Origin of the sequence: Psychromonas antarctica, from assembly GCF_022267535.1 — a bacterium.
In the GTDB taxonomy this organism is placed as follows: domain Bacteria; phylum Pseudomonadota; class Gammaproteobacteria; order Enterobacterales; family Psychromonadaceae; genus Psychromonas; species Psychromonas antarctica.
On sequence record NZ_JAHNZV010000133.1, the window covers coordinates 1 to 6,674 of the forward strand.

General features: G+C 41.1%; 6 protein-coding genes. 2 read left to right on the top strand and 4 right to left on the bottom strand.

The features are described 5' to 3' along the window. Nucleotides 1–102: 102 nt before the first annotated feature. Nucleotides 103–405: a tyrosine-type recombinase/integrase gene (locus KSO91_RS15400; protein WP_338049784.1), complete on the bottom strand. Its 303-nt coding sequence runs from the start codon at nucleotides 403–405 to the stop codon at nucleotides 103–105. 81 nt (nucleotides 406–486) lie between these two features. Between KSO91_RS15400 and KSO91_RS15405 the strand changes: the two genes are divergently transcribed. Beyond that, nucleotides 487–987, top strand: a complete 501-nt coding sequence (locus KSO91_RS15405) for a helix-turn-helix transcriptional regulator (protein ID WP_238743917.1) — start codon at nucleotides 487–489, stop codon at nucleotides 985–987. A 58-nt stretch (nucleotides 988–1,045) separates the two neighbouring features. On the opposite strand, the gene KSO91_RS15410 is transcribed toward KSO91_RS15405, so the two are convergent. Both KSO91_RS15410 and KSO91_RS15415 read right to left on the bottom strand, forming a co-directional pair. After that, complete coding sequence (locus tag KSO91_RS15410; protein WP_238743918.1) at nucleotides 1,046–2,302, bottom strand: FAD-dependent oxidoreductase; 1,257 nt, start codon at nucleotides 2,300–2,302, stop codon at nucleotides 1,046–1,048. A gap of 3 nt (nucleotides 2,303–2,305) precedes the next feature. Then, the gene (locus KSO91_RS15415) at nucleotides 2,306–3,280 is read right to left on the bottom strand and encodes a c-type cytochrome (protein ID WP_238743919.1); all 975 of its coding nucleotides are present in this window, start codon (nucleotides 3,278–3,280) and stop codon (nucleotides 2,306–2,308) included. A 621-nt stretch (nucleotides 3,281–3,901) separates the two neighbouring features. Between KSO91_RS15415 and KSO91_RS15420 the strand changes: the two genes are divergently transcribed. Then, on the top strand, nucleotides 3,902–4,600 hold the full coding sequence (locus KSO91_RS15420) for a VC0807 family protein (protein WP_238743920.1): 699 nt from the start codon (nucleotides 3,902–3,904) through the stop codon (nucleotides 4,598–4,600). Nucleotides 4,601–4,988: 388 nt separating this feature from the next. On the opposite strand, the gene KSO91_RS15425 is transcribed toward KSO91_RS15420, so the two are convergent. Further along, complete coding sequence (locus tag KSO91_RS15425; protein WP_238743921.1) at nucleotides 4,989–6,149, bottom strand: HD-GYP domain-containing protein; 1,161 nt, start codon at nucleotides 6,147–6,149, stop codon at nucleotides 4,989–4,991. Between the last annotated feature and the right edge of the window lie 525 nt (nucleotides 6,150–6,674).

Sequence of the window (6,674 nt, forward strand, 5' to 3'; positions counted from 1 at the left end):
CGTCTAAAAAGTGGACTATGCCAATAAGGAATTGGAAACCCGCCTTAAATCGCTTTATAATCGAATTTGAGGAGCAACTAGCTCCCCATATCTAACGGGCATTTACACAGTTTGTTTTACACCCTCATTTGAATCCTGTAATGGTTTTATTAATTCTGGTGCTAATGTTACGCTGCGATGCTTTCCACCTTTCCCTTGCCAAATATTGATAGATAGATAATCAAAGTTAATATCTTGAATGCGTAACTTGACGGCTTCCATTAATCTTAATCCACTGCCGTATAAGAGGTAACAAGGTAAAGTTACTGAACTCGGTAAAGACTTAAGTAATAGACTAACTTCATCAATAGTTAATACGACGGGTAACTTGGGTTGCGTATTTGTTTTTTTAAAGTTGTACCTAATCCTTTTAGGTTTAGCCTACTTTGACTGCCTAATTAACTCGGTTATACTAACCCTATCAATATAATTAAGAAGCCCCCCAAAATGAATCAAGTTAAATTCAGTCTTCTGGTTTATAGCCTCATATTTTTAGTATCGTTCATCGATATCATTATGGACTGGGCAAGCATGGGGGGCTTAAATTCGCATATTCTAGTTGAAGTATTATCAGGACTGATTGCTTTAATCGCGTTTGCAGTCTTGGTTGTGTGGAATTTAAAACAGAATAAACAGATGACAGTGCTCAGAAGTCGCTTAACTAGCACTAAGAAACAGTTAAATACCTCTCAACTTCAGACCCAAAAATTAATGGGTGAATTCTCTAAAATAATTCAAACTCAGTTTGATGAATGGCAGCTAACCAAAAGTGAAAAAGAGGTAGCCTTGCTGTTATTAAAAGGCTTAACCTTACATGAAATTGCAGGCGTACGTGAAACGCGCGGAAAAACCGTACGCCAACAAGCGTCTAACCTATACAAAAAAGCCGGCATCACGGGCCGGCATGAATTAGTCGCTTACTTTTTTGAAGACCTACTGATTACTTAATAAAAAATGAGGGCACCCCCGCTGGGTATAGTAGCCTACTCAAAATTAAGCGTTGATTTTAAGAAAAGGTATCGGCAAACAGATTACCTGCCCAATTAAACATCGCACTGTAATTACCTGTAGTCGGTAACGCAGCAGCAGGATATCCCCCCCCTGTAACCATCTGCATCTGTTTAGTCGCCTCATTATATTCATATACTGCGGTCAACCAACTGGCCTGGGTAGACGACACCGGACTGTAACAAGCCGAGTTTGTTTTGGGCGCGGGATCTAGTTGCAAACCTTGTAATGAACGCAATATGGCATCCGCACACACTTTCGCTTCTGAGTTTGCCTGATGACCGGCTTTGGGCTGGCCCGTTCCTTGTGAATCACCAATGATGTGAATGTTACTTGCAAGGGTTGATTCATAACTCAGTGGGTTGATTGGCGCCCAATTTCCATAATTCAGGCCTGCGTCAAAAATTATTTTCCCTGCCTTATGACTTGGAATCACATTCAATACTTGTGAACTCAAAGTTTGTAAAGCGCCACCATTTTCAGTAAAAGTAATGCTTCGTGCATCTGAATCGACACTTTGCACTACCACATTAGGACGGTAATTAATCCCATAACCATCAAATTGAGCTTGGAACATGTCGGTCTCTACCGTTATATTGGCGTTTGCATCCAAAACTGTGACCGAGCAATTCGAAAAACCCTTTGTATTTTTTAAGTAGTCTGCCACCACGCAGGCGCGCTCATAAGGGCCTGGAGGGCAACGATAGGGCGATGCCGGTACAGTCATTACAAAGTGGTCTCCATCCACCAACTCATCTATTTGAGTCTTTAATAGATTAGTCTGAACACCTGCTTTCCAAGCGTGTGGAACTTTGCTTGAATCTAAACCAGGAATGTCAATAAAGTCGATACCCGGCGCCAAAATCAAACGATCATAACTTAACGTACTGCCATCACCTAATGTCAAAACTTGACCCGATTTATCAATTGAATCAACCGTAGTGTGGACCACATTTATTGCATACTTGGTGCTGTGGCTGACATAGTTAAACTCTAAATTTTGGGTCGTTTTTTGACCATTCAACACTAAGTTACTCAAGATAGGCGAGGTATAAGTCGAGTTTGCCTCAATAAGCGTGACCTCAACAGCTAAACCGCCCCAAATTTTCAAATACTTAGCGGCTGTTGCTCCGGCAAATCCCCCGCCGACCACGACCACATGTTGAAGCGTTGCTGCGCTAATAATTTTAGGGGTTAATAACGCAACCGTTCCAAAACCCATTGCTTTTAATAATATTCTACGTGAAATGTTCATCTGTTAATCCTCCCCTTCAGAACTTGATTGTGTCGCTAACCACTCAGCTAATGCGCTTATTTCCGCATCACTGTAACCATGTGCTTGCGCTGCCATAATCGGCTCATCCTCTTCACCCGACTTAAATTCTTGCATCTCTTCTACTATTTCAGAAACTGACTCACCAGCTATGCTGTCCCAATCATTGGTTGAATTTCCGTTGGTACCATGGCACTGGAAACATTGAGAGGCGAGCAAACGACCAACTTTTGGCGTGTATGCACTAACGGGCGTGTAGGTTGTTACAGGGGAGTTGTCGTTAACGCCATCGTTGTCTTGATCGCTATCGTATTGGTCATCTACGCCATCATCATCACTGTCGTCATCGTCGCTTTCATCAACATCGTTGATACCGTCATTATCGTCATCCAAGTCTTCAAGGTTAAATTCACCATCATTGTCATCATCTTCGTAGATATTCGGGATACCGTCATTGTCACTGTCAAGAGCATCGAGTGTGACTTCAACTACTTGTGCACCTTCTGGCAAATCTGGAGTAATGATAAGTGGCGAATCCACGACACCATCTCCATTGGCATCAATAATATCCGCTAAATTCATCGCAAGTGGTATGTAACCTAAATTGAAGGTAACTGAAGTATTGATAAGCGCACTGGTAACACCACCAGAGGTAATACGGATAGGTGTTATAATTTGATCCGCAGTGCCTTTATTAGTGGTCATCACTAAATGGAAGTTCACGCTAGAGGGAATGGTTAAGCTAAATGGATGCTCAGCCTCTCCATTGTCGATTGAGTTAGTTGAATAGTAACTACCATCGGCAAAAAAGGCTTCAATAAAGGTACCGGGTACCGTTCCGCTAATCACAGCGGTTGAAGACGTTGTATCTCCGGGGGAACTGGAATCACTACCACCACAGCCTACCAGCAACAATGCTACTGACAAGCTAGTGAGTCTAAAAGGTCGGCGAATTATCATTGATGACTCCTCGATATTTGTTGTTTTTATTGACAGTAGGTTCCAAGTCGAACTCATCGAGTCCAACATTCAAACAAGCCAAAAATCTACTTTGCAGCATACAATATAGGTGAATTTTTCTATTAAAACAGAGGGCATATGTCTTATGGTGCATCTAATCTATAAGTTAAAAGTTAGTTTTTAAAGGATATGATGCCGTGTGCTCTCTATTCATCCTATAAAAAATAACAACAATACCGACTAGACTAAGAGCCGAGTTATTGCCGTCAATCATTAGGAAAAATATTTCTTGTTGGGATTCGTTAGCTGATCGTTAAGCCCAGGTATCTGCAAATCAGTTATTCGGCCATTTCATCATCGCTTCAACGTTATCTTCTGAGGATTCTGGTGCCACTTTAAAAGCCGTTCTTTGTAAAGATTCATGTGAATCCAGATAAGTAGTTAATGTGACATTTTAAATTTGCGCTAACAGGGAGGGGAAGCCTCTTGCCGTGGTCAAATAAATCTGGCCTCGGTTTTGCCTCGATTCTCGGCTTTATCGAAAGCTCTTGGCCTATTGTATTATGGAAGATAATTAGCTATAACCAGTAGTCTTTAATCGCTAACAAATAAGTAAACATCATGAATAGTACATCAACATATAAATCCCATCCGATGGTTGACCTTGTCGTCAGCATTGTTATCCCGTCATTTATACTGATGAAATTAAGTGCTGAAAACTATCTCGGGCCGGTTGGCGGACTGATCGCTGCGCTTGCTTTTCCACTTGGTTGGGGTGTTTTTGAATTAATAAAATATAGAAAGTTTAATTTTATCGCTTTGTTGGGTTTACTCAGTGTATTACTGACGGGGGGCATCGGCTTGTTTGAGTTAGATAATAAATGGTTAGCGATTAAAGAAGCTGCCATTCCAGCGGTGATCGGTATTGCTGTTTTAGTTTCTACTTTTACGCCTTACCCTTTAGTAAGGGCTTTGTTGTTTAATCCCGATGTGATGGATGTAGAAAAGATAAAACAAAGATTGGCAGAGCATAATAGTACGGGGGTATTTGAAAAACGCTTGATGAAAGCCAGCTATCTTGTTGTCTGCTCTTTTACTTTTTCAGCAATAATGAATTACATACTTGCCAAGTGGCTTGTAACCAGCCCTGCAGGAACGCCTGAGTTTAATGAACAGCTGGGTCAGCTGACGTTATATAGCTACCCTATGATTGCACTACCATCGATGTTGATGCTGCTTGGCATTTTTTATTATTTGTGGATCACTATTCGTGACCTGACCGGTCTCAAGTTAGAAGAAGTAATGGCTGCAAAAAAGTAGTCAATTTGACTAGAGCTTTTTATTGTTAGTCGTTAAAGGGTAAAAGCGTGATAGCCATGGCGAATAGCTGTGGCCGTTGTTCTAATTTTGTCAGGCTTGCTGATTTTAACCTTCAACGAATAAGGTTTCGTAGGACTACCTTATTTTCGCTCTGATTTTACGGATATATAAGAGTTGCTTGAACAATAAAAGCTTTGCATGTATTTACTTTTCTGAGGCGCTCTTGCATGTGTTACCGCACCAGAATAGCGATTTTTAGGTGTGTATGCATGAGCAGTAAATTTAGGACTTCAAGTCCGATAAGGGGGCAAAATACAAGGGGATTTACATACCCGCTTGTCCGAAAACGACTAATGAGTGACCCTGTCGGCTTGTGAATCAATAGGTATTAGCGAGTAATCACAGAATTAGGTTTTAACTTTGGCCACAATGTATTCAAACTCACTTTAAGCCACTTATATTCAGAGGAAGATACATGTCCGACAATACGATATTCACCTGTATCGATTGTTCGTGGTAATGGCCTAGCAAGTGCACCTCCCTGTTGCGAAACAACGCACATAATGTCAGGAACGTTTCTCTCTTTTGTTTGCCCTCGGACAACCGCAATTTCAGAATTATATAATTGAACTAAACAACCAGGAGGATAAAGACCCAGTTCGCTGATCAACACCTGCACCACACTAGAGTCTATCTCTTTTTCTCTTGCTGAAAAAAGTATATTAAGTGCTTCTTGAATATCACGACCACTGCGGTATTTTTTAGGGCGGATCATTGCCGAATAAATATCTGCTGCCATAAGGATCCTCGCTGGCATCGATATCTGCAAGCCCTTAAGACGATCGGGATAACCGCTACCATCTAAACGTTCATGATGATGACGGACAACGTCAAGCCAAGTTTTATCTTTTACCCCAAGAGCAATCAGTAACTGTTCACTGCAAATACTGTGATTGACGATCTGCTTTTTTTGCTCAGGAGTGACAGGGGAGATTTGATTTACTAACTCACCTTGTAATTCATAATAGCCTATATCATGGGTCAAGGCTGCAGCCAGTAAAGAGAGGCGAGAGATATCACTCACGCCCTTCTTTTTGGCTATCATCTCGCAGATTACCGCTGCGTGTAGTGGATGAATAAGACCGTAATTTGTGCCTAAGCTAAGCTGCATTGCGCCCAACGTCGCAGCCGGTGCTTCTTCTGAAACAACTTGTATAGATTTAGCAATCGCTATAATTTCAGAGATAAATAGTGGAGATTTTTTTCCTTTAAATCCAATGCAGTAGGCTCTATCTAACCGCTGGAGTAAAAAGTCTTCAACTTCAAAAATAGATACTTTTTTGTGCGGGGATGTCGCGAACTCTTGGCTATTATCGCGGGATGGATTGCCCTTGCGCATTAGGCCACTGTCAAGTAAACGGTCAAGCTGGCGTTTGCTATGAATAATGAACCCTTTACGCAGCAACAGCGCCTCATTATGATCATATACAGACCAAGGAATTGCCTTACCAATAACTAATTCATTTTTTTTTACTGGTATTCCATCCATGGCTATCCCTTACGCATTGTCGAATAAACTAATACAGTCCTGCTGTGCAGAATAGTTCTCCTTTATTAATAATTGCTCAGCGCGACTTATTTTTACTGGCCATTCAGTTTAAGGCTTATACATATTTGAACTGCGGGGCGCTTCACAGATTGTAAAGGATTGCAGGATACCCGTCTCTTTTTGACGGATAGTGAACCTATACCGCAACGGGTGTTTTTATACATATAAATAAATATACATAGGTAGAGATGACGCAGTCACGATCTCCGCTAATATAACTTATCGATACTCATTATTATCACTGCATTTTTCGTCGTGTTCGCAGGCTCTATAACGTCATTTTTCTATCGCCTCCTCTCGGTGTTAATCATCAATCTCAGTTTCAGATGGTTTTTCATCTCTTGGATTCAAATAATAAGTGCATAACTTGAATAGGTAGAAAAAACGGTCAGCTGAATATATGCTAATCGCTTTTTCTCCGGCAAGAGATGCAACAATGAAAACATATAAACAACTGACCTATGA

Coding starts and splice junctions, on each gene's coding strand:
- KSO91_RS15415 (WP_238743919.1), bottom strand. CDS start 3,280: ATGATAATTCGCCGACCTTTTAGACTCACTAGCTTGTCAGTAGCATTG.
- KSO91_RS15420 (WP_238743920.1), top strand. CDS start 3,902: ATGAATAGTACATCAACATATAAATCCCATCCGATGGTTGACCTTGTC.
- KSO91_RS15410 (WP_238743918.1), bottom strand. CDS start 2,302: ATGAACATTTCACGTAGAATATTATTAAAAGCAATGGGTTTTGGAACG.
- KSO91_RS15405 (WP_238743917.1), top strand. CDS start 487: ATGAATCAAGTTAAATTCAGTCTTCTGGTTTATAGCCTCATATTTTTA.
- KSO91_RS15425 (WP_238743921.1), bottom strand. CDS start 6,149: ATGGATGGAATACCAGTAAAAAAAAATGAATTAGTTATTGGTAAGGCA.